Source organism: Sphingomonas sp. NCPPB 2930 (genome assembly GCF_042867205.1).
GTDB lineage: Bacteria > Pseudomonadota > Alphaproteobacteria > Sphingomonadales > Sphingomonadaceae > Sphingomonas.
Genome location: NZ_JBHZQU010000026.1, coordinates 1 through 20,802, shown reverse-complemented (window position 1 = coordinate 20,802; position 20,802 = coordinate 1). Strand labels below are relative to the sequence as shown.

At 68.1% G+C, this 20,802-nt stretch carries 21 protein-coding genes; 13 read left to right on the top strand and 8 right to left on the bottom strand.

The window, feature by feature from the left end; translation table 11 throughout:
• Positions 1 to 30: 30 nt before the first annotated feature.
• From ACFX59_RS17685 to ACFX59_RS17670, 4 genes are all read right to left on the bottom strand, one after another.
• Positions 31 to 549, bottom strand: coding sequence for a GNAT family N-acetyltransferase (locus ACFX59_RS17685; RefSeq protein WP_309702293.1), 519 nt, complete (start codon positions 547 to 549; stop codon positions 31 to 33).
• Positions 549 to 971: a nucleoside-diphosphate kinase gene (gene ndk, locus ACFX59_RS17680; protein WP_307099160.1), complete on the bottom strand. Its 423-nt coding sequence runs from the start codon at positions 969 to 971 to the stop codon at positions 549 to 551. The genes ACFX59_RS17685 and ndk overlap by 1 nt, the downstream gene beginning before the upstream one ends.
• 121 nt (positions 972 to 1,092) lie before the next feature.
• Complete coding sequence (locus ACFX59_RS17675; RefSeq protein ID WP_387434285.1) at positions 1,093 to 1,533, bottom strand: DNA polymerase III subunit chi; 441 nt, start codon at positions 1,531 to 1,533, stop codon at positions 1,093 to 1,095.
• A 16-nt stretch (positions 1,534 to 1,549) separates the two neighbouring features.
• Entirely contained in the window at positions 1,550 to 3,016 is a 1,467-nt protein-coding gene (locus ACFX59_RS17670) for a leucyl aminopeptidase (protein WP_307099164.1), read from the bottom strand.
• A 174-nt stretch (positions 3,017 to 3,190) separates the two neighbouring features.
• Here ACFX59_RS17670 and ACFX59_RS17665 point away from each other — a divergent pair, with 174 nt between their 5' ends.
• The 4 genes from ACFX59_RS17665 to rsmA are packed head-to-tail and all read left to right on the top strand — an operon-like array spanning position 3,191 to position 8,716.
• Positions 3,191 to 5,437 (top strand): LPS-assembly protein LptD, encoded by a 2,247-nt coding sequence (locus tag ACFX59_RS17665; protein WP_387434283.1) that lies wholly within the window; start codon positions 3,191 to 3,193, stop codon positions 5,435 to 5,437.
• A 58-nt stretch (positions 5,438 to 5,495) separates the two neighbouring features.
• Entirely contained in the window at positions 5,496 to 6,878 is a 1,383-nt protein-coding gene (locus ACFX59_RS17660) for a peptidylprolyl isomerase (RefSeq protein WP_307099168.1), read from the top strand.
• A gap of 13 nt (positions 6,879 to 6,891) precedes the next feature.
• Positions 6,892 to 7,887 (top strand): 4-hydroxythreonine-4-phosphate dehydrogenase PdxA, encoded by a 996-nt coding sequence (gene pdxA, locus ACFX59_RS17655; RefSeq protein ID WP_387434280.1) that lies wholly within the window; start codon positions 6,892 to 6,894, stop codon positions 7,885 to 7,887.
• 4 nt (positions 7,888 to 7,891) lie between these two features.
• Positions 7,892 to 8,716 carry a 16S rRNA (adenine(1518)-N(6)/adenine(1519)-N(6))-dimethyltransferase RsmA gene (gene rsmA, locus ACFX59_RS17650; RefSeq protein ID WP_387434277.1) on the top strand — a complete coding sequence of 275 codons (825 nt, stop codon included), beginning with the start codon at positions 7,892 to 7,894 and terminating at the stop codon, positions 8,714 to 8,716.
• A 161-nt stretch (positions 8,717 to 8,877) separates the two neighbouring features.
• Here the strand turns inward: rsmA and ACFX59_RS17645 are convergent, their stop codons facing one another.
• From ACFX59_RS17645 to guaB, 3 genes are read right to left on the bottom strand one after another with little or no spacing between them, the layout of a single operon-like run.
• Positions 8,878 to 9,375: a tetratricopeptide repeat protein gene (locus ACFX59_RS17645; protein WP_309695870.1), complete on the bottom strand. Its 498-nt coding sequence runs from the start codon at positions 9,373 to 9,375 to the stop codon at positions 8,878 to 8,880.
• 32 nt (positions 9,376 to 9,407) lie between these two features.
• Positions 9,408 to 10,595 carry an RsmB/NOP family class I SAM-dependent RNA methyltransferase gene (locus ACFX59_RS17640; RefSeq protein WP_387434274.1) on the bottom strand — a complete coding sequence of 396 codons (1,188 nt, stop codon included), beginning with the start codon at positions 10,593 to 10,595 and terminating at the stop codon, positions 9,408 to 9,410.
• Positions 10,596 to 10,613: 18 nt separating this feature from the next.
• On the bottom strand, positions 10,614 to 12,071 hold the full coding sequence (guaB, locus tag ACFX59_RS17635) for an IMP dehydrogenase (protein ID WP_307099198.1): 1,458 nt from the start codon (positions 12,069 to 12,071) through the stop codon (positions 10,614 to 10,616).
• 127 nt (positions 12,072 to 12,198) lie between these two features.
• On the opposite strand from guaB, the gene ACFX59_RS17630 reads away from it, so the two are divergent.
• Complete coding sequence (locus ACFX59_RS17630; protein ID WP_387434270.1) at positions 12,199 to 13,167, top strand: SPFH domain-containing protein; 969 nt, start codon at positions 12,199 to 12,201, stop codon at positions 13,165 to 13,167.
• Positions 13,164 to 13,613 (top strand): NfeD family protein, encoded by a 450-nt coding sequence (locus tag ACFX59_RS17625; protein ID WP_387434267.1) that lies wholly within the window; start codon positions 13,164 to 13,166, stop codon positions 13,611 to 13,613. Before ACFX59_RS17630 ends, ACFX59_RS17625 begins: the two co-directional genes overlap by 4 nt.
• A gap of 141 nt (positions 13,614 to 13,754) precedes the next feature.
• On the opposite strand, the gene ACFX59_RS17620 is transcribed toward ACFX59_RS17625, so the two are convergent.
• A complete protein-coding gene (locus ACFX59_RS17620) occupies positions 13,755 to 15,362 on the bottom strand; it encodes a phosphoenolpyruvate carboxykinase (protein WP_309702274.1) in 1,608 nt (535 codons plus the stop codon).
• A 214-nt stretch (positions 15,363 to 15,576) separates the two neighbouring features.
• Here ACFX59_RS17620 and ACFX59_RS17615 point away from each other — a divergent pair, with 214 nt between their 5' ends.
• The 7 genes from ACFX59_RS17615 to ACFX59_RS17585 are packed head-to-tail and all read left to right on the top strand — an operon-like array spanning position 15,577 to position 20,667.
• Positions 15,577 to 16,284, top strand: a complete 708-nt coding sequence (locus ACFX59_RS17615) for a response regulator transcription factor (protein ID WP_307099206.1) — start codon at positions 15,577 to 15,579, stop codon at positions 16,282 to 16,284.
• Positions 16,253 to 17,818, top strand: a complete 1,566-nt coding sequence (locus ACFX59_RS17610) for a stimulus-sensing domain-containing protein (protein WP_387434263.1) — start codon at positions 16,253 to 16,255, stop codon at positions 17,816 to 17,818. The genes ACFX59_RS17615 and ACFX59_RS17610 overlap by 32 nt, the downstream gene beginning before the upstream one ends.
• Entirely contained in the window at positions 17,815 to 18,249 is a 435-nt protein-coding gene (locus ACFX59_RS17605; RefSeq protein WP_387434260.1) for an HPr kinase/phosphorylase, read from the top strand. Before ACFX59_RS17610 ends, ACFX59_RS17605 begins: the two co-directional genes overlap by 4 nt.
• Positions 18,249 to 19,160, top strand: a complete 912-nt coding sequence (gene rapZ, locus ACFX59_RS17600; protein WP_387434258.1) for an RNase adapter RapZ — start codon at positions 18,249 to 18,251, stop codon at positions 19,158 to 19,160. Before ACFX59_RS17605 ends, rapZ begins: the two co-directional genes overlap by 1 nt.
• An 18-nt stretch (positions 19,161 to 19,178) precedes the next feature.
• Entirely contained in the window at positions 19,179 to 19,586 is a 408-nt protein-coding gene (locus tag ACFX59_RS17595; RefSeq protein ID WP_307104538.1) for a PTS sugar transporter subunit IIA, read from the top strand.
• Positions 19,583 to 19,855, top strand: coding sequence for an HPr family phosphocarrier protein (locus ACFX59_RS17590; RefSeq protein ID WP_387434255.1), 273 nt, complete (start codon positions 19,583 to 19,585; stop codon positions 19,853 to 19,855). The genes ACFX59_RS17595 and ACFX59_RS17590 overlap by 4 nt, the downstream gene beginning before the upstream one ends.
• A complete protein-coding gene (locus tag ACFX59_RS17585) occupies positions 19,855 to 20,667 on the top strand; it encodes a TrmH family RNA methyltransferase (protein ID WP_387434253.1) in 813 nt (270 codons plus the stop codon). Before ACFX59_RS17590 ends, ACFX59_RS17585 begins: the two co-directional genes overlap by 1 nt.
• Positions 20,668 to 20,802: the final 135 nt, after the last annotated feature.

Here is a 20,802-nt window from a genome sequence, read left to right as displayed (position 1 = left end):
CGGAAAGGCATGGCTGAATGGCGATCCGACCTAGAGGCGGCGGGCATAGACGACATCGTCATAGACGGTGTCGCCGACCCGGAACTGGCGCGTGCCTGCCAGCGTGAAGCCTTCGCGCTCATAGAAGGCGCGGGCATTTTCGTTGATGCCGAGGACGCCCAGCAGCATCCGGCGTCGCCCGAGCGCGCGGGCATCGTCCAGCGCGCGGGCCATCAGCCTGTGGCCCAGCCCCGAACCGCGCGTCAGCGACAGCGCATAGATGCGGCGGAGTTCGATATCATGCTCGTCAGTCTCGACCGGCAGGTCGGGCGGGACGAGAAGCGTATAGCCGACGGGCGCTGCGCCATCGGGATGCTCGGCCAAAGTGACGACGCAGGCGTCGTCCGCGATCCAGCGATCGAACTTGGCGGGCGAGCTGTTGGTGGTGCAGTGATACACCATGTCGGGACCGGCAATGGTCCCGGCAAAGGTTTCGAGGAAGGTGGCGGCCGCGACGAGCGACAGCGCAGGCGCGTCGCCCGGCCCGGCCCGTCGCAGCCGCCATTCCATCAGCCGACGATTTCTTCCGGCTTGAAGAAATACGCGATCTCGATCGCGGCATTCTCGTCCGAGTCCGAACCATGGACGGTGTTGGCTTCGATCGACTCGGCCAGTTCCTTGCGGATCGTGCCCGGCTCGGCATTGGCGGGGTTGGTCGCGCCCATGATGTCGCGGTTGCGCTGCATGGCGTTCTCGCCCTCGAGCACCTGCACGACGACCGGGCCCGAGATCATGAACTCGACCAGATCGTTGAAGAAGGGACGCTCCTTGTGGACCGCGTAGAAGCCCTCGGCCTGCTCGCGGGTCATGTGGATGCGCTTCGAGGCGACGACGCGCAGACCGGCGTCCTCCAGCATCTTGGTGACGGCGCCGGTCAGGTTGCGGCGGGTCGCGTCGGGCTTGATGATCGAAAAGGTACGGTTCGCGGCCATGATGGTCACGCAGCTCCTGAATTAAGGTGTTGGCTGGAAGTGGCGTCGCCCTAGTCGCGGCGCGAAGGCAATGCAATGTCTTATGGCAACAAGCTGGTCCTCACCGGGACGGGGAGGAATGTTACGCCGCCTGTTCCCAGCGGCCCTGGTCGTTCTGCTTCCAATAGCGCCGCTCGACGCCCTCGCGATCGGCGAGCGCCCGCCAGGCGGCGCGCGCCTCGGCGATCCGGTCGCCGTCGAAGAAGTGGAAGGCGCGGTCGAAGTCCAGCGCCGCGTCGCGCCACACGCCGTCCGCCAGCGCGACATGCCGTGCGCCATTGGCGGGCTGTACCTCGCCCGAAATCAGGATCGGCTGGGCGGCATCGTCGCCCTCCCCCGCCTGGGCATGCGGCAGGAAGCCGTCCGCCGGAACCATCCACAGCTGCCGATCGAGGGCGGCCCGCTGATCGGGATCGCCGCTGACGATCAACAGCCGCCCGCCCCCCGCCATCACCCGATCGGCGATGACGGGAAGCAGCCGGTCGAGCGGCGCCATGGTCAGATGATAGAAGTCGACCTGCATCGCGCCGCCCTGTGCCTTACGCCTCGAACCGGTCCGCGACGAACTGGTCGAGCAGGCGCACGCCGTATCCGGTCGCGCCCTTGTCGTGGTTGACGCCCGGCTTGTCCGACCAGACCATGCCGGCGATGTCGAGATGCGCCCAGGCGACGCCCTCGTTGATATAGCGCTTCAGGAACTGCGCCGCCGTGATCGAGCCGCCGCCGCGCGGGCCGACATTCTTCATGTCGGCGATCGGGCTGTCGATCAGCTTGTCATAGGCGTCGGACAGCGGGAAGCGCCACAGCTTCTCGTCGGTGGTCTTGCTCGCCGCGAGCAGCGCATCGGCCAGCGAATCGTCATTGGCGAACAGGCCGCCATGCTCATGGCCCAGGCTGATGATCATCGCGCCGGTCAGCGTGGCGAGGTCGACGATGGTCGAGGGCGAATGGGTCTTCTGGACCCAGGTCAGCGCATCGCACAGGACCAGGCGGCCTTCCGCGTCGGTGTTGATGACCTCGATCGTCTGGCCCGACATCGACGTGACGACGTCACCGGGGCGCTGCGCATTGCCGTCGGGCATGTTCTCGACCAGGCCCATGACGCCGACGACGTTCGCCTTGGCCTTGCGCGCGGCGATCGCCTTCATCGCACCCGCGACCGCACCGGCGCCGCCCATGTCCCACTTCATGTCTTCCATGCCCGCGGCGGGCTTGATCGAGATGCCGCCGGTGTCGAAGGTCACGCCCTTGCCGACCAGCGCCAGCGTCTCGGCATCCGCCGCGCCGCCATTCCACTTCAGGACCAGCAGGCGCCCCTCGCGCACCGAACCCTGGCTGACGCCCAGCAGCGCGCCCATGCCCAGGTCGCGCATCTGCGCCTCGTCCAGCACGGTGACTTCCAGCCCCAGCCCCTCGACGTCGCGCAGCACGCGCTCGACGAAGCTCTCGGGATAGAGCTTGTTCGGCGGCTCGGAGACAAGCGTGCGGGTCAGCTCCAGCCCGCCATTGACCGCGTGGATGCGCGCATAGGCGGCTTCCGCCTCGGCGCCTGCCCCCACGATCGCGATGCGGGTCAGCACCGGCTTGGCGCTTTCGGGCAGCTTGGTGCGGTACACGTCATAGCGCCAGCCGCGCTGCACCGCCGCCCCGGCAAAGCCCGCCACGGCCTCGGCCGCGGGCTGGCCGTCCAGCCCGGTCAGGTCGACCGACGCCGACGACGCCGAGGTCAGCAGCTTGGCGGTCAGCGCGCCGCCCGCCTTGCGCCAGTCGGCCGCCGAACCCTCCCCGATGCCGAGCAGGACGACCCGGCGCACCGCGCCGTCGACGGTCGCGAAGAACTCGGCGATCGTGCCCGCATCGCCCTTGAAACGCGCCGCCTCGATGGCCGCCTTGCCCAGTGCGCCCTGTTCCTCGCCGCCGAATTGCACCGTGTCGACCTTGCCCTTCGCGACGGGAAGGACGATGACATCGCCGGTTTCGACGGCGGAGGTAAACGCGATCTGCATGGGAAACCCCTGATGAACAAGTAACAGCGGCTATCATCTAGGCCTTGGAGCCGATGTGGCAAGCGCGCGATTGCAGCGGGCGGCCGGTGATGCGATAGGCGGGCCATTCGCGGCGTCGCCCTGCCGGGGGGAGGCTTTCATCATCATGTCGGCAAGGACGGACCTGGTATCATCGTGTTGCGATCGACGCTTCTGACCGGCAGCACCCTGCCCCTCGCCCTGTTGGCCGCGCTCGCTGCGACGCCTGCCGCCGCGCAGGATCTGCAAGACCGCCCCGTAGCACCGCCGCCCGCCGACGGCCCCGCCCCTGCGGACTCCAACCAGGTCCGCTTCAGCGCGGCGCAGCTGGAATATGACATCGACGCCGATATCGTGACGGCGACCGGCGATGTCCGCATGATCCGCGACGGCGAACGCCTGCGCGCCGACAAGGTGACGTGGAACCGCAAGACCGGCAAGGTGCTGGCCACCGGCAATATCGCGATCACCAACCCCGAAGGCGACATTGCCTATGGCGACCAGATCGAGCTGACCGACTCGATGAAGGACGGCGTGGTCGACAATATGCTGGTCGTGCTCGAACAGGGCGGGCGCCTGGCGGCGGATCGCGGCACCCGCCAGACCGACGGCACCGTCAATCTCGAACATGCCGCCTATACGCCCTGCGCGGTCGAGACGTCCGAGGGCTGTCCCAAGGAGCCGTCGTGGAAGATCACGGCGGTCCGCGTCACCTATCGCCCGGACCGCGAGCGCGTCTATTTCAACGGCGCGCGACTGAACCTGTTCGGCCTGCCCACCATCCCGCTGCCGCGCCTGTCCGCGCCGGTGGGGTCGGGCGGCGACAGCGGCTTCCTGACCCCCGACATCCGGCTCGACCGGGTCAACGGGATCGAGATCGCCGCGCCCTATTACTGGAAGCTGGCGCCCAACAAGGGGCTGACCGTCACGCCGCACGTCTTCACCGCCGTGCTGCCGATGATGGAGGCGGAATATGAGGCGCTGAACACGCTGGGCGCGTTCCGCCTGACCGGCTATGCCACCGCCAGCCGCCGCAGCGACGACCTGAACACCCTGAACCCGACCGACACGACCCAGGCGTTTCGCGGCTATCTCGACGGGATCGGCCGATACCAGTTTTCCCCCGAATGGAGCCTGTCGGGCTCGCTGCGGGTGACGACCGACCGCACCTTCCTGCGCCGTTACGACATTTCGCGCGACGACCGGCTGCGCACCACGGCCAGCCTGGAGCGGATCGACGCCGACAGCTATTTCGCGATCAACGGCTGGTACGTCCAGACGCTGCGCGTCAACGATCCGCAGGGGCAACAGGCGATCGCCCTGCCCGAGATCGACTATCGCCGCCGCTTCAACGACGGCCTGTTGGGCGGCAAGTTCGAGATGCAGCTCAACACGCTGGCGATCAGCCGGACGGCGGGCCAGGACACGCAGCGCGCCTTTGCCAGCCTGCGCTGGGACCTGCGCCGCCTGACCAACTGGGGCCAGGAGGTGACGTTCACCGCCTATGCGCGCGGCGACGCCTATAATTCCAGCAACATCGCGACCACGCCGCTGGTCTATCAGGGGCTGGACGGGTTCCAGGGGCGCGCGATCGGGGCGCTGGCGGTCGATGTCAAATGGCCCTTCGTCGGCGAGCTCTGGGGCGGCAGCCAGCGCTTCACCCCGCGCGTCCAGATCGTCGCCAGCCCGCCGATCCGCAATCTCGGCATCCCTAATGAGGACGCCCGCGCGGTCGATCTGGAGGATTCCAACCTCTTCGCGCTCAACCGCTTCCCCGGCTATGACCGGTTCGAAGATTCGACGCGCATCACCTACGGCGCGCAATGGGCGCTCACCCTGCCCGGCTTCACCCTCGACACGCTGGTGGGACAGAGCTTTCGCCTGAACGACCGGCAGACCATCCTCTATCCGGGCACCGGCCTGTCCGATCGCTGGTCGGACATTGTGGGGCGGACCGAGCTGCGCTTCCGCGACTTCGTCTCGCTGACCCACCGGTTCCGGCTGGACAAGGACAGTTTCGCGGTGCGCCGCAACGAGCTGGACGCGACGATCGGATCGCGCGCCACCTATGTCCAGGCAGGCTATCTGCGCCTGAACCGGCATATCTTCCCCTCGATCGAGGATTTGCAGGACCGCGAGGAAGTCCGGCTGGCAGGGCGTGTGCAGTTCGCCCGCTTCTGGTCGGCCTTTGGCTCGACGGTCATCGACCTGACCGACCGGTCGGAGGATTCTCTGTCGGTTGCCAATGGCTTCGATCCGATTCGGCACCGGCTGGGCGTGCAATATGAGGATGATTGCCTTCGCCTCGGCTTCACTTGGCGGCGCGATTATGTGAACACCGGCGACGCGCGGGCGGGCAACAGCTTTCTGTTGACGCTGGCCTTCACCAATCTCGGTCGCTAAGCCGACATTCAGCATGGTTGACCCATACCCCCGCGGTTACGCGCCGAGAGCTGGCGCGATGAGGATCACAGACACGGTGAAGCACGACATTCGTTCCAAGGCCCGCTTCCTTCGCATCGGGGGCACGCTGATGCTCGCCGCCGTCGCCGCGGGCGCGCTGGCGCAGACGGTTCCGGATCAGGCCGTGCCCGACACGGGCGGGCTCAACATCCCCTCGAATCTTCAGCTGTTCGGCAAGCTGGACCCCAATATCCGCAAGCCGACCGCGATCGTGAACGACACGGTGCTGACCGGTACCGACCTCGACCAGCGCATGGCGCTGGCGCTGGCGCTGAACAACGTCACCAACCTGTCGGCGGAGGACCGCGACCGGCTCCGCATGCAGATCCTGCGCCAGCTGATCGACGAGACGTTGCAGATCCAGGAGGCGAAGACCGCCGACATCACGGTCACGCCCGACGAGATCAACCAGGCCTATGCCCGCTTCTCGCAGCAGTTCGGCAAGACGCCCAGCCAGATGAACGCGTTCCTGCGCCAGGTCGGCTCCTCGGAAAAGTCGATGCGTCGCCAGATCGAGGGCGAGCTGGCCTGGAGCCGCTATCTCCGCCGCAAGGTCGAGCCGACCGTCAATGTCGGCGACGAAGAGGTGAACGCGATCCGCGCCCGCCTGGAAGCCGCCAAGGGCACCGAGGAATATAACCTCAAGGAAATCTTCCTGTCCGCCAACGAGGCGACCGCGCAGCAGGTGTTCGCCAACGCGCGACAGATCATCGCCGAGATCCAGAAGGGGCAGCAGCCCTTCGAATATTTCGCGCGCAGCTTCTCCGAGGCGTCGACGCGTGCGGTGAACGGCGATCTGGGCTGGGTCCGTTCTGCGCAGCTTCCGCCCGAGCTCCAGGCGGCGGTGGGCCAGATGCAGGTCGGCCAGGTCGCCGGACCGATCCAGATCCCCGGCGGCTTCTCGATCCTGTATCTGACCGACAAGCGGCAGGTGCTGACCGCCGATCCGCGCGATTCGCGATTGTCGCTCAAGCAGCTGACCGTCAAGTTCCCGGCGGGCACCACCCAGGCGCAGGCGAGCGCCCGCGCGGCGGAATTCGCCAAGGCGACCCAGGCGATCCGCGGCTGCGGCGACGTGCAGCGCGTGGCGACCCAGCTGAAGGCCGAGGTGGTCGACAACGACCAGGTGACGATCCGCCAGCTGCCCGCGCCGCTCCAGGAAATCCTGCTGAAGCTCCAGATCGGCCAGGCGACCCCGCCCTTCGGCTCGCCGGAGCAGGGCGTCCGCTCGCTGGTGCTGTGCGACCGCGAAGAGCCGCGCTCGGGCAACCTGCCCACCAACGACCAGTTGCAGAACCAGCTGGAGCAGCAGCGCGTCAACCTGCGCGCCAACCAGAAGATGCGCGACCTTCGCCGCGACGCGGTGATCGAATATCGGTGATGGGAGCGACGGCATGATCCGGCCTCTGGCGATTTCGATGGGCGACCCGGCCGGTATCGGTCCGGAAATCATCGCCAAGGCCTGGGCCGCGCGCGACGCGGCCGGTTTGCCGCCCTTCGTCGCGGTCGGCGATGCGCGCGCGATCGAGCGGGTGTGGGACGGGCCGACCCTGCGCGTCACCGACATGGCGGCGGCGGTCTCGGCGTTCGATACGGCGCTGCCCATCCTGTCGGTCGACGATGCGGGCGAGATCCACCCCGGCCGCCCGGATGTCGAGGGCGCACGCTGCGCGCTCCACGCGCTGGAGCTGGCGGTCGGCCTCGTCCGATCCGATGCCGCCGGCGCGCTGGTGACCGGGCCGGTCAGCAAGGCGCAGCTCTACGACATAGGCTTCACCCATCCGGGGCAGACCGAATTCGTCGCCGAGCGTTGCGGCGTGGCGGGCGCCAATGCCGTCATGATGCTGGCAGGGCCGTCGCTGCGCGTGGTGCCGATCACCACCCATGTGCCGCTCGCGGCGGTATCGGGGCTGTTGTCGGTCGAGCTGATCGTCGCCAAGGGCCGGGCCACCGCGCGCGGGCTGTGCCGTAATTTCGGCATCACCGCCCCCCGCCTGGCCTTTGCCGGGCTGAACCCGCATGCGGGCGAAGGCGGCGCGATCGGACGCGAGGAGATCGAGCTGATCGAACCGGCCATCGCGCAGCTGCGGGCCGAGGGGATCGACGCGACCGGCCCCTTCGCCGCCGACACGCTGTTCCACCCCCGTGCGCGCACTGCCTATGATGCGGTGCTGTGCTGCTATCACGATCAGGCGCTGGTGCCGCTCAAGACGCTGCATTTCGACGAGGGGGTCAACATCACGCTGGGACTGCCGATCGTGCGGACCTCGCCAGACCACGGCACCGCCTTCGGCATTGCCGGGCAGGATGAGGCGCATCCCGGCGCGATGATCGCCGCGATCGCCATGGCGGGCGATGCGGCCCGACGCCGGGCCGAGGCCGCGGCCTGACCGCATGACCCCGATCACGCCCCTGCCGCCGTTGCGCGAGGTCATCGCGCGCCATGGCCTGTCCGCCGCCAAGTCGCTCGGCCAGAATTTCCTGTTCGACGGCCAGCTGCTCGCGCGGATCGCCGCGATCCCCGGCGACCTGACCGACCAGGAGGTGCTGGAGATCGGCCCCGGCCCCGGCGGCCTGACCAGGGCGCTCCTGATGGCGGGCGCGCGCGTCACCGCGATCGAGCGCGACCGTCGCTGCATCCCCGCGCTCGCCGAACTGTCCGAGGCCTTTCCCGACCGGCTGAAGGTCATCGAGGGCGATGCGCTGCGCATCAACGCGCCTGAACTGTTCGAGAGCAAGCCGCACATCGTCTCGAACCTGCCCTATAATGTCGGCACGCCGTTGCTGGTCGGCTGGCTGTCGGGGGCATGGTTGCCCTGGTGGCAGTCCTGCACGCTGATGTTCCAGAAGGAAGTGGCCGAGCGGATCGTCGCCGGTGCCGACCAGTCCGCCTATGGCCGCCTGGCCGTCTTGACCCAGTGGCGCAGCGATTCGCGGATCGCGATGCCGGTCCATCGATCCGCCTTCACCCCGCCGCCCAAGGTCATGTCGGCGGTCGTCCACATCACCCCGAAAGAGGCGCCCGAGGGGGTCAGCTTCCGCACGCTCGAACGGCTGACCGCCGCCGCCTTCGGCCAGCGTCGCAAGATGCTGCGCCAGAGCCTGAAGCCGGTGGCGGGCGCGACCGAAGCGATGGAGGCGGTGGGCATCGACCCGGCCCGCCGCGCCGAGACGCTGTCCGTGGCCGAATTTGTCGCCCTGGCCCGCGCGCTGGGATGAAGGACTAGATTGGATCGACATTCATCATGCCTGTTCTTCCCTCGCCCCTCGCAGAGGGGAGAGGGGAGAGGGGAGAGGGGAGAGGGGAGAGGGGAGAGGAGAAGAAGACGCAATCGTGAATGTCTCCCCCCTAATCCTCCCCTGTAAGGGAGGAATTCGGGTTAAGGCGTCGGCGGGGTCTTGCTGTCGACCTGCGCGGTCGTCACCGGGGGGCCCTTGGCGATCAGCGCGGCGAGAGTGGTGGCATCGCCGCAATCCTGCTTGCACAGCGTCTTGATCTTGGCGAGATTGTCCTTGGCGCGGGCGATCGCGCCCTTCTGCACCAGGGCCTCACCCTGACCGCGCAGCGCGCGCGTGTCGTTCGGGTCGAGCAGCAGCGCCTCGCGATACAGCCGGATCGCCTTGCCCGGCAGGCCGCGCGCATCGGCGACCTCGGCGAGCAGCACGAAGGCGGCGCGGTTGCGCGGATCGACCGTCACCGCCGTTTCCAGAATGTCGGTCGCACCGTCGAGATTGCCCGCCGCCTTCAGGCTGCGCCCCTGCTCCAGCAATTGCAGCGACCGGGCATCGATCTGGCTGTCGGGACGCTGGCCGCTGAGCGACGTGGAAAGCGAGACCACCGCCAATGCGGCGGCGGCGGCCAGGGACGTCAAACGCATGAGGAACTCCGGACTGGGCACGAAGCCGGATGCTAGCATGGTGCCCGGAGGCAGGCGACAAAAAAGCCGTCGGTGCCGTGCGTCGCGGGATCGAGGCGACGGCCCGGCCCATGGCCCGTACCGATCGCGGGTTCGATCGGCTCGGCCACCCAGCCGGGATGCCGCGCGAGGAAGGCGACGACCTGGTTGGTCCCTTCGGCGTCCAGCAGCGAGCAGACGATATAGACCATCCGCCCGCCCGGCTTCACCAGCCCCGCGCCGATCGCCATTACCTGTTCCTGCATCGCGCGCAGACGCTGCAATCGCTCCGGGGTCAGCCGCCAGCGCGCTTCGGGATTGCGCCGCCAGGTGCCGGTGCCCGAACAGGGCGCATCGATCAGGACGCCATCGGCCTTGCCCGCCCAGTCGGCCAGCATCTCGGCCTCGTGCCCCGGATTGAGCAACCGGCTCTCGATGATGCTCGCCCCCGCCCGCTCGGCGCGCGGCGGCAGTTTCTGGAGCCGCGCCCGGTCGATGTCGCAGGCAAGCAGCGCGCCCTGATTGGCCATGGCGGCGGCCAGCTGGAGCGTCTTGCCCCCCGCCCCGGCGCACAGGTCGACCAGCCATTTGCCGGGTTTCGCGTTCAGCGCCGCCCCGACCAGCTGGCTGCCCTCGTCCTGCACCTCGACCAGTCCGGCGCGGTAGAGGTCGGACGACTCCACCGCCGTCCCGTTGGGCAGGCGGATGCCCAGCGGGGCGAGCGGCGTGGCCGCGCCCTCGGGCCATTGCTCCAGCACCGCCTCGCGCGTCGTCGCCAGGCTGTTGACGCGCAGATCGAGCGGCGCGCGGTCGACCAACGCGGCCTGCCGGGCCGCATCCAGCCCGGACGCGGTCAGCGCCTCGACCAGCCAGCCCGGCGCCACTCCGCCCTCGGCGCGCGGTTCGTCGGGCGCGATCGGCGCGGGGCCATGGCCCGCCCCGTCGAAGGTCGCCGCCACCGCCGGATCGCGATCGGCGACCGCCAGCATCGCGGCCCGGCCCGAAACCGGCATCGGTCCGGCCTGCCGGATCGCGGCATAGACCAGCTCGCGCACCGCCCGCCGGTCCTTCGACCCGGCATAGCGACGCGTCGCGAAATAGCGCGCGATCAGCGTGTCCGCCGCCGCACCGCCGCTGGCGGCGGCGGCGACGATCTCGTCCAGCAATTCGATCGCCGCCTGGGTTCGGGCACCGGGGGTCATGCGCGGGCGTCCCTCGGCTCAGCGGGTCGGGTAATTGGGAGCTTCCCGCGTGATCGTCACGTCATGGACATGGCTTTCCTTCAGGCCCGCCCCCGTGATCTGGACGAACTGCGCCCGCTCGCGCAGGTCCTTCAGCGTCGCCGAGCCGGTATAGCCCATCGCCGCCTTGATGCCGCCGACCAGCTGGTGGATGACGTCGCGCGCCGGGCCCTTATAGGCGACCTGGCCCTCGATGCCTTCGGGCACCAGCTTCATCTGGTCCTTGATATCGCCCTGGAAATAGCGGTCCGCCGAGCCGCGCCCCATCGCGCCGACCGAGCCCATGCCGCGATAGGACTTATAGGCGCGGCCCTGGTACAGGAAGGTCTCGCCCGGCGCTTCCTCGGTGCCCGCGAGCAGCGAGCCGACCATGCAGGCGCCCGCCCCCGCCGCCAGCGCCTTGGCGAGATCGCCCGAGGTGCGCAGGCCGCCATCGGCGATCACCGGCACGCCCGACTTCCAGCCTTCCTCGGCGCAGTCCATCACGGCGGTCAACTGGGGCACGCCGACGCCCGCGACGACGCGGGTGGTGCAGATCGAACCCGGCCCGATGCCGACCTTCACCGCATCGGCGCCCGCATCGATCAGCGCGCGGGTGGCGGCGGCGGTGGCGACATTGCCCGCGATCACCTGCACCGTGTCGGACAGCTTCTTGGCCGCCTCGACCGCCCGCGCCACGTCGCGGTTATGGCCGTGCGCGGTGTCGATGATGACGCAGTCGACCTCCGCCTCGATCAGCGCGCGGGTCCGCTCGAAGCCCTTTTCGCCCACCGTGGAGGCGGCGGCGACGCGCAGGCGACCGGCGGCGTCCTTGGTGGCCGAGGGATAGGTGACGGCCTTCTCGATATCCTTGACGGTGATCAGGCCGACGCAGCGATAGCTTTCGTCGACGACCAGCAGCTTCTCGATCCGGCGCGCGTGGAGCAGGCGGCGTGCCTCGTCCTGGCCGACGCCGACCTTCACGGTCGCCAGATCCTCATGCGTCATCAGCTCGGACACCGGCTGTTGCGGGTTTTCGGCGAAGCGCACGTCGCGGTTGGTCAGGATGCCGACGAGACGGCCGTCAAATTCGACGACGGGAATGCCGCTGATCCGGTGCCGCGCCATCAGCGCCTGCGCCTCGGCCAGCGTCGCGGTCGGCGAGATGGTGATCGGGTTGACGACCATGCCGCTCTCGAACCGCTTGACCTGGCGCACGGCGGCGACCTGCTGATCGAGCGTCAGGTTGCGGTGCAGAACGCCCATGCCGCCCAGCTGCGCCATGACGATCGCCATGTCGGCCTCGGTCACGGTGTCCATCGCCGCCGACAGGACGGGGATGTTGAGCGCGATCGAGCGGGTCAGTTGCGTGCGCGTGTCCGCGCTGCTCGGCAGAACGTCGGACTCCTGCGGAACGAGGAGCACGTCGTCGAAGGTGAGGCCGAGGCGGATATCCATGGGGCTGCCAAATCCTGCGAAGGGAACAAGTGGCGGGCCATGTAACCAAAGCGAGCCGTTCCCGCTAGGCCCTTGCTGCACCGCCATGCTAGAACGTGTCAGGATCGATCTCTGGGGGAGTTTGTCGATGGGCGTGATCATTGCCGCGCTGGCGGTGCTGCTGGTGCTTCTGTATCTGATGATGTCGATCAAGATCGTCCGCCAGGGCTATCAGTACACGATCGAGCATTTCGGCCGCTATACCGGCACGGCCGCCCCCGGCTTCAACTTCTATCCCGCCTTCTTCTATCGCGTCGGCCGTCGCGTGAACATGATGGAACAGGTGATCGACATTCCCGGACAGGAGATCATCACCAAGGACAATGCGATGATCTCGACCGACGGGGTCGTCTTCTTCCAGGTATTGGATGCACCCAAGGCCGCCTATGAGGTGTCGGACCTGTATGTCGCGCTGCTGAACTTGGTGACGACCAACTTGCGCACCGTCATGGGCGCGATGGATCTGGACGAAACCTTGTCCAAGCGCGACGAGATCAATGCGCGGCTGCTCAATGTGGTCGACCATGCGACCACGCCCTGGGGGGTGAAGATCACCCGCGTCGAGATCAAGGACATCCGCCCGCCGGTCGATATCGTCAACGCCATGGCCCGCCAGATGAAGGCCGAACGCGAAAAGCGCGCCAACATCCTGGAGGCGGAAGGGTCGCGCGCGTCGGAGATCCTGCGCGCCGAGGGCCAGAAGCAGGCGCGCATCCTGGAAGCCGAAGGCCGCCGCGAGTCGGCGTTCCGCGACTCCGAAGCCCGCGAGCGCGCCGCAGAGGCCGAGGCCAAGGCGACGCGAGTCGTGTCCGACGCGATCGCCGCGGGCGGGACGCAGGCGATCAACTATTTCGTCGCGCAGAAATATGTCGAGGCGGTGGGCAAGTTCGCGACCAGCCCCAATGCCAAGACGATCCTCTTCCCGGTCGAGGCGACCCAGCTGATCGGGACGCTGGGCGGTATCGGCGAGCTGGCGAAGGAAGCGCTGGCCCCCAACAAGCCGGGCGCCGCCACCCCGCCCGCCAGGCCGGGGCCGTTCGAGCCGTCGGGTTCGTGAACCTGGGGGAAATGGACCCCGCCGCGCTCTGGCTGGCGGCGGGGTTGGTGCTGGGCATCACCGAGCTGCTCGTGCCGGGCGTCTTCCTGATCTTCCTCGCCATCGCGGCGGGGGTGACGGCGTTGACCGTCTGGGCGTTGCCGGACCTGCCGGTCGGGCTGCAACTCGCCGATTTCGCGGTGTGGAGCGTGGTGTGCGTCGTGATCGGGCGGCGCTGGTACCGGGACTTTCCCGTGGACAGCGATGCGCCGATCCTGAACGAGCCCGCCCGGCGGCTGCGCGGGCAGGTCGTGACGGTCACGACGCCGATCGCGGGCGGCGAAGGGCGCGCACGGCTGGGCGACGGCGAATGGCCGGTGCGTGGACCCGATGCCGCGACGGGGACGCGGCTGCGCGTGGCGCATGTCGATGGCGGCGTGTTGCTGGTGGAGCCCTTGGCGGATTGAGGCTGGGCGTTGGGGCGTGGCCTTCGACTTCGCTCAGGCTGAACGGGCGTTGTTACGGAATCCCGAAACCCCGTTCAGCCTGAGCGCAGTCGAAGGCCAAGGGAGAACGCCCGCCACGAGCGCCCTCCCCCACCCAAAAAGCTACGCCGCCACCGTCACCTTGGGCGCCGCCGCCCGGACGCCTTCGTCGACATGGTCCGCGAACTGGCCGAAATTCTCGTTGAACAGATCGACCAGCCGGGCCGCCGTCGCGTCATAGGCCGCCTTGTCCGCCCAGGTATCGCGCGGGTTGAGGATGGCCGGATCGACGCCGGGCACTGCGACCGGCACCTGGAAACCGAAATTGGGATCGGTCCGGAACTCGGCCTGGTTGAGACTGCCGTCGAGCGCGGCATTAAGCAGCGCGCGGGTCGCCTTGATCGGCATGCGGTGGCCGACGCCATATTTGCCGCCGGTCCAGCCGGTATTGACCAGCCAGCAATCCACGCCCCCCTTGGCGATCCGCTCCTTGAGCAGATTGCCATAGACCGAGGGATGACGCGGCATGAAGGGCGCGCCGAAGCAGGTCGAGAAGGTCGCATCGGGCTCGGTCACGCCGATCTCGGTCCCCGCGACACGCGCAGTATAGCCCGACAGGAAGTGATACATGGCCTGTTCGGGCGTCAGCTTGGCGATCGGCGGCAGGATGCCATAGGCGTCCGCCGTCAGCATCACGATGTTGCGCGGCACGCCCCCCATATTGTCCTTCGACGCATTGGGGATGAAATCGATCGGATAGGCCCCCCGGCTGTTCTCGGCCAGGCTGTTGTCGTTCAGGTCGAGCTGGCGCGTGACCGGGTCCATCACCACATTTTCCAGGACCGTCCCGAACCGCTTCGTGGTGGCGAAAATCTCGGGCTCAGCCTCGGGCGAGAGGCGGATCATCTTGGCATAGCAGCCGCCCTCGAAATTGAAGACCGCCGTGTCGGACCAGCCATGCTCGTCATCGCCGATCAGCGTGCGGCTGGCATCGGCCGACAGCGTCGTCTTGCCAGTGCCCGACAGGCCGAAGAACACCGCCGTCGATCCGTCCGCGCCCATATTGGCCGAACAATGCATCGGCATGACGCCGGTCGTCGGCAGCAGATAGTTAAGGAGGCCGAAGACCGACTTCTTCATCTCGCCCGCATAGCGCGTGCCGCCGATCAGGATCAGCTTCTCGGTCATGTTGACCGCGATGACGGTCGAGGAGCGGCAGCCATGGCGCGCGGGGTCGGCGCGGAAGCTGGGCAGATCGATGATCGTATAGTCGGCGACGAACTTGCGCAGCTCATGCTCTTCGGGGCGGACCAGCATGGTGCGGATGAAGAGGTTGTGCCAGGCCAGCTCGGTCACGACGCGGACGCGGACCCGGTGCTCGGGCTGCGATCCGCCATACAGGTCCTGGACGAACAGATCTTCCTTCTGGCCCAGCGCGGCGAAGAAATCGGCCTTGAGCGCGGCGAAATCGTCGGGGCTCATCGGCTTGTTGGTCTTGCCCCACCAGACGGTGTCGCGGGTCTCGTCGTCACGGACCATGAACTTGTCCTGCGCCGAGCGGCCGGTATGCTCGCCCGTCTCGACCACCAGCGGGCCGTCGGCGGACAGCTTGCCCTCGCCCCGCGCGACCGCCGTTTCGATCAGCCGCGCCGTCACCAGGTTCCAATGCAGCGTCGCGCGGGTTTCGATCCCCTGCGCCTGCAATCCGATCTCCGGAATCCGTTCGTTCATAAGAGCTTCCTCATTCCCTCATGCCGGGTGCCGGAAGTTCCGGCACCTCTTGCCGCCGCATAGGAATATGTATGCGTCCCCCTTTTCATAGCCGCTTTGTTTAACACGTCAAACACACGAATCCGCAAAGACGGTTGAGCCGTGTCCCGCTTTGGCCTAACCGAGTGCGCATGGCCGACCGATCGCAAGCCTCGTTCCAGGGCAAGTCCATCGCATGACCGCTACGATCGCGCTGGTCGACGACGACCGGAACATCCTGACCTCGGTGTCGATCGCGCTTCAGGCGGAGGGTTTCCTCACGCGCATCTATGCCGATGGCGAAGCCGCGCTGAAGGCGCTGATCGACAATCCGCCCGACCTGGCCATCTTCGACATCAAGATGCCGCGCATGGACGGGCTGGAGCTGCTGCGGCGGCTGCGCGAGAAGAGCCAGATCCCGGTGATCTTCCTGACCAGCAAGGATGACGAGCTGGACGAGGCGCTGGGGCTGGCGATGGGGGCGGACGATTATATCGCCAAGCCCTTTTCCCAGCGGCTGCTGATCGCGCGCATCCGTGCGATCCTGCGCCGGTCGGAGGCGTCCGGGCAGGTGCAGGGCACGACCGCCGCCGAGGTGCAGGGCCCGCTGACGCGCGGGGCGCTGGCGATGGACCCGGCGCGGCACAAGGTGACGTGGAAGGACGAGCCGGTCACCCTGACCGTGACCGAATTCCTGATCCTGGAGACGCTGGCCCAGCGGCCCGGCATCGTGCGCACCCGCAACCAGTTGATGGATGCGGCCTATCAGGACGACATCTATGTCGACGACCGCACGATCGACAGCCATATCAAGCGCCTGCGCCGCAAGTTCCGCCAGGTGGACCCCGATTTCGACGCCATAGAGACGCTTTATGGCGCCGGTTACCGATTCTCCGAGGAGTGAAGCCCCCGACCTGGCCCTGCGCTGGTCGGGCCAGATCTCGCTGACCCAGCGGATCCTGGCGCTCAACATCTTTGCGCTGCTGCTGTTGGCGGGCGGGTTCTTCTATCTCGATTCCTATCGCACCCGGCTGCTCGACAACCGGGTGGCGCAGGCATTGCGCGAGGTGCGGCTGGTCGGCGAGGCGCTCAGCTCGGTCCGGCCGGGCGAGCGCGATGCGCTGATGATGCGGATCGCCAAAGACACCGGCGGGCGGTTGCGGCTCTATGATCCGCAGGGGCGGATGACCGCCGACAGCCGCGACCTGGGCGTGCGCAACTTCGTCCTGCGCGACCCCGACAAGCAGGATTGGGGGCAGGCGATCGCGCGCTTCCTCGACGCCGGGATCGACACCGTCGTCGGTGCCGCAAGGCCGCCGCTCTATCGCGAACGGCGCGGCGGCGCCGAATGGCCCGATGTCGTGGCGGCGCGACAGGCCCGCGTGTCAGGCTCGGTCTGGCGCGCGCCCGACCGCACCCCCGTCATCACCGCCGCCGCTCCGCTGCCCGGCGGCGGCGCGATCATGACGACCGAGAATGCCCGCTTCATCACCGAAACCGTCCGGATCGAGCGGTTCCGGCTGAGCGTCCTGCTGGCGCTCGTCGCGCTGATCTCGGTCCTGCTTTCGCTGTTCCTGGCGCGCACCATCGTCCGGCCGCTCCGGCGGCTGGCGCGCGCGGCGGTCCGCGTCCGGCTGGGCCGCGCGCGCGAAGTGGTGGTGCCGCGCCTGCCCGATCGTCGCGACGAACTGGGGATGCTGGCCCGCGCGCTGTCGGACATGAGCCTGGCGCTGCGCGCGCGGATCGACGCGACCGAGGCCTTTGCCGCCGATGTCACGCACGAATTGAAGAACCCCCTCGCCTCGCTCCGCTCCGCGGTCGACAGCCTGGAGATGGTCCGTGACCCCGCGCTCCAGGCGCAGCTGCTGGCGATCGTCCGCGACGATGTCCGTCGGCTCGACCGGCTGATCACTGACATTTCCGACGCCTCGCGGCTGGATGCGCAGTTGAGCCGCGCGAAGTTCGATCCGGTCGACCTCCACGCGCTGATCGGCAGGCTAATCGAACAGCGCGAGGCGCGCGGGGTGGAGCGCGGCATCCGCCTGCGCTTCGACTCGCCCGACCCGCGCCCGGCGATCGTCCTGGGCGAAGGCGCGCGGCTGGAACGGGTGTTCGAGAATCTGGTCGCCAATGCGCTGTCCTTCTCACCCGATCAGGGGGTGGTGGCGATCAGCCTGGCGCACGACCATAATGACCTGATCGTCCGCGTCGAGGACGAGGGCCCCGGCGTCCCCGAGGAGGCGCGCGAGGCGATCTTCCGCCGCTTCCACTCGATCCGCCCCGCCGCCGAGGATTTCGGCCGTCATTCGGGCCTGGGCCTCGCCATTGCGCGCACCATCGTCGAGGCGCATCAGGGGCGCATCCATGCCGAATCGCGGGAGGACCGAATGAGCGGCGCGCGTTTCGTCGTCCGACTGCCGCTGGCGCCCGTGTCATGACCCTGGGTGATGATCGCGTCGAGCTGATCCACGCGACCTGTGTCGTCGTGAAGGGCATGGGCGTGCTGCTGCGCGGGCCATCGGGCGCGGGCAAGTCCGACCTGGCGCTGCGACTGATCGATCGCGGCGCGACGCTGATCGGTGACGATTACGTCCAGGCCCGCGGCACGAACGGCCAGTTGCAGGTCCGCGTGCCCGAGCCGATCGCCGGTCTGATCGAGGTCAGGGGCGTCGGCCTGTGCCCCATGCCGCATCGGCCCGAGGCGATGGTCGGGCTGGTCATCGATCTGGGCGAGGAGGACCGCATGCCCGAATGGGCCCGGAGCCCGATCGCGGGCGTTTCCCTGCCCGTGTTTCGCCTCGATCCCCGCCCCGCCTCGGCGCCGATCAAGGTCGAACTTCTCGTTACGCACATCAAGGAGCGCTTGTGATGGACCGCAAACGCATTCTGCTGGTCACCGGCATGTCCGGTGCCGGTACGTCGACCACGTTGAAAACGCTGGAGGATCTGGGCTGGGAAGTGGTGGACAACCTCCCCCTCTTCCTGCTCGACAGTCTGCTGGAGGCGCCGCCCCCCGCCGGCATGGAGGGCAAGAAACGCCCGCTCGCCATCAGCCTGGGGGTCCGGACGCGCGATTTCGATCCGCACAAGATCTCGCAGCGCGTGGCGCGGCTGAACGAAAGCCCCAGCATCGCGATCGAGACGCTGTTCCTGAACTGTGGCGGGGCCGAGCTGAAGCGCCGCTATGCCGAGACCCGGCATCGCCATCCGCTGGCCATGGACCGGGCGGCCGATGACGGCATCGCGCACGAACGCGCCCTGCTCGCGCCGCTGCGCGACATGGCCGACCGCCTGCTCGACACGACCAACATGACCAGCAACGACCTGGGCCAGTGGCTGCGCGCCAATTATGCGGTCGAGGGGCTGAGCGAGCCGGTGATGACCGTCATGTCCTTCGGCTTTTCCAGGGGGTTGCCGCGCAACGCCGATCTGGTCTTCGACATGCGCTTCCTGCGCAATCCGCACTGGTCGGCCGAGCTTCGTCCGGGCACCGGGCTGGACCAGCCGGTAATCGACTATATCCGCCACGACCCCGCCTATGAGGCATCGCTCGGCCAGATCGAGGGGCTGCTCGACACGCTGGTGCCGCGTTACATCGCCAGCGGCAAATCCTATATCACCGTCGCGATCGGCTGTACCGGCGGGCGGCATCGGTCGGTCCATGTCGCCGAGCGGATCGCGGAACGGTTGCGCAAAAGCGGTTTTTCGCCCACGGTGGTGCATCGTGATTTGCGTGCCGTGCCGAAAGACTCTCTGGAAGCCGGGCCGGCCAAGAAATGATGGATATGCGTGTCTGACATGATCGGTCTGGTTCTGGTGACGCACGGGCGGCTCGCCGATGAGTTCGTGACCGCGATGGTGCATGTGGTCGGCCCCCAGGAGCGGATCGCGACCATCGCGATCGGCCCCGAGGACGATATGGAGGAGCGCCGCGCGGATATCGCTGCGGCGATCGCCACCGTCGATGCCGGGCGCGGCGTGATCGTGCTGACCGACCTGTTCGGCGGCACCCCCTCCAACCTCGCCATCTCGCTGATGGAGCGCGGCCGGGTCGAGGTGATCGCGGGCATGAACCTGCCCATGCTGATTCGCCTGGGGTCGGCGCGCAAGGCGATGCAGGTCGTCGACGCCGTCGCCGCCGCGCGCGAGGCGGGACGCAAATATATCTCGGTCGCCTCCGAGGTGCTGGGCGAGGCCGCCGCATGACCGAGCAGAGCCGCACCGTCCTCATCACCAACCGGCGTGGCCTTCACGCCCGCGCCAGCGCCAAGTTCGTCACCCTCGCCTCGACCCAGCCCTGCGAGGTGCGCGTGGGCAAGGACGGCAGCATGGTGACGGGCACCTCGATCATGGGCCTGATGATGCTGGGCGCCGCGATGGGCGACACGATCACGATCAGCGCGACCGGCGACGGCGCGGGCGAGACGGTCGAGGCGCTGGCCGCGCTGGTGGAAGCGAAGTTCGGCGAAGACTGATGCCCCGTGAAATTACCGCTTATTCCAACCCGCTGATCAAGTGGGTCCGCGACCTGCGCGACAAGCGCCACCGCAAACAGGCGCGCCAGTTCCTCGCCGAGGGCCTGCGCATCCTGACCGAAGCGCGCGAGACCGGGCGGGTGCCGACCCTCCTATTCTATGCCCGCCCCTCGGCCGACCATCCGCTGGTCCGCGAGCTGATCCGTGCGGTCGAACGGGCAGAGGGCGAGGCGATCGAGACGACGCCGGACATCCTGTCCAAGCTGTCGGGCAAGGACAATCCCCAAGCCGTGGTCGGCGTCTTTGAGGAACTGGGCACGACGCTGAACGCGCTCGACCGATCCTCGGCGGGCATCTGGCTGGTGGCGGAGCGGCTGCGCGATCCGGGCAATCTGGGGACGATCCTGCGCACCGGCGATGCGGTGGGCGCGGGCGGGTTGATCCTGATCGGCGAATGCGTCGACCCCTTCTCGGTCGAGGCGGTGCGCGCCAGCATGGGGGCGCTGTTCACCGTGCCGATCGTGAAGACCGAGTGGCAGCCCTTTCTGGACTGGCTGCGGCAGGGGCCGGGCCAGCTGGTCGGCCTCAGCCTCGACACCGATACGGACTATCGTTCCGCCCGCTATGCCGCGCCGACCTTCCTGCTGACCGGCAACGAGGCGCAGGGGATGCCCGCCGACTATGCGGCGGCGTGCGACCAGCTGGTCAAGATCCCGATGCTGGGCAAGGCCGACAGCCTGAACGCGGCGGTGGCGACGGCGGTGATGGCCTATGAGGTGCTGGCCCAACAGGGTGGTGCGTCGGCGGGCTGACGAACCTGGTGTCGTTCGGTCTGGGCGGGGGTGATTGGCAAAGGGAGAGCGATTCCCTTGCACTTCGACTTCGCTCAGTGCGAACGGAGCTTTGGCTAAGACTAGGGCCGATCGACATTTAGCGATGCCAGTCCT

Coding starts and splice junctions, on each gene's coding strand:
- ACFX59_RS17640 (WP_387434274.1), bottom strand. CDS start 10,595: ATGACCCCCGGTGCCCGAACCCAGGCGGCGATCGAATTGCTGGACGAG.
- pdxA (WP_387434280.1), top strand. CDS start 6,892: ATGATCCGGCCTCTGGCGATTTCGATGGGCGACCCGGCCGGTATCGGT.
- rsmA (WP_387434277.1), top strand. CDS start 7,892: ATGACCCCGATCACGCCCCTGCCGCCGTTGCGCGAGGTCATCGCGCGC.
- ACFX59_RS17615 (WP_307099206.1), top strand. CDS start 15,577: ATGACCGCTACGATCGCGCTGGTCGACGACGACCGGAACATCCTGACC.
- ACFX59_RS17610 (WP_387434263.1), top strand. CDS start 16,253: ATGGCGCCGGTTACCGATTCTCCGAGGAGTGAAGCCCCCGACCTGGCC.
- ACFX59_RS17620 (WP_309702274.1), bottom strand. CDS start 15,362: ATGAACGAACGGATTCCGGAGATCGGATTGCAGGCGCAGGGGATCGAA.
- guaB (WP_307099198.1), bottom strand. CDS start 12,071: ATGGATATCCGCCTCGGCCTCACCTTCGACGACGTGCTCCTCGTTCCG.
- ACFX59_RS17605 (WP_387434260.1), top strand. CDS start 17,815: ATGACCCTGGGTGATGATCGCGTCGAGCTGATCCACGCGACCTGTGTC.
- ndk (WP_307099160.1), bottom strand. CDS start 971: ATGGCCGCGAACCGTACCTTTTCGATCATCAAGCCCGACGCGACCCGC.
- rapZ (WP_387434258.1), top strand. CDS start 18,249: ATGGACCGCAAACGCATTCTGCTGGTCACCGGCATGTCCGGTGCCGGT.
- ACFX59_RS17590 (WP_387434255.1), top strand. CDS start 19,583: ATGACCGAGCAGAGCCGCACCGTCCTCATCACCAACCGGCGTGGCCTT.
- ACFX59_RS17645 (WP_309695870.1), bottom strand. CDS start 9,375: ATGCGTTTGACGTCCCTGGCCGCCGCCGCCGCATTGGCGGTGGTCTCG.
- ACFX59_RS17670 (WP_307099164.1), bottom strand. CDS start 3,016: ATGCAGATCGCGTTTACCTCCGCCGTCGAAACCGGCGATGTCATCGTC.
- ACFX59_RS17585 (WP_387434253.1), top strand. CDS start 19,855: ATGCCCCGTGAAATTACCGCTTATTCCAACCCGCTGATCAAGTGGGTC.
- ACFX59_RS17675 (WP_387434285.1), bottom strand. CDS start 1,533: ATGCAGGTCGACTTCTATCATCTGACCATGGCGCCGCTCGACCGGCTG.
- ACFX59_RS17630 (WP_387434270.1), top strand. CDS start 12,199: ATGGGCGTGATCATTGCCGCGCTGGCGGTGCTGCTGGTGCTTCTGTAT.
- ACFX59_RS17685 (WP_309702293.1), bottom strand. CDS start 549: ATGGAATGGCGGCTGCGACGGGCCGGGCCGGGCGACGCGCCTGCGCTG.
- ACFX59_RS17595 (WP_307104538.1), top strand. CDS start 19,179: ATGATCGGTCTGGTTCTGGTGACGCACGGGCGGCTCGCCGATGAGTTC.
- ACFX59_RS17660 (WP_307099168.1), top strand. CDS start 5,496: ATGAGGATCACAGACACGGTGAAGCACGACATTCGTTCCAAGGCCCGC.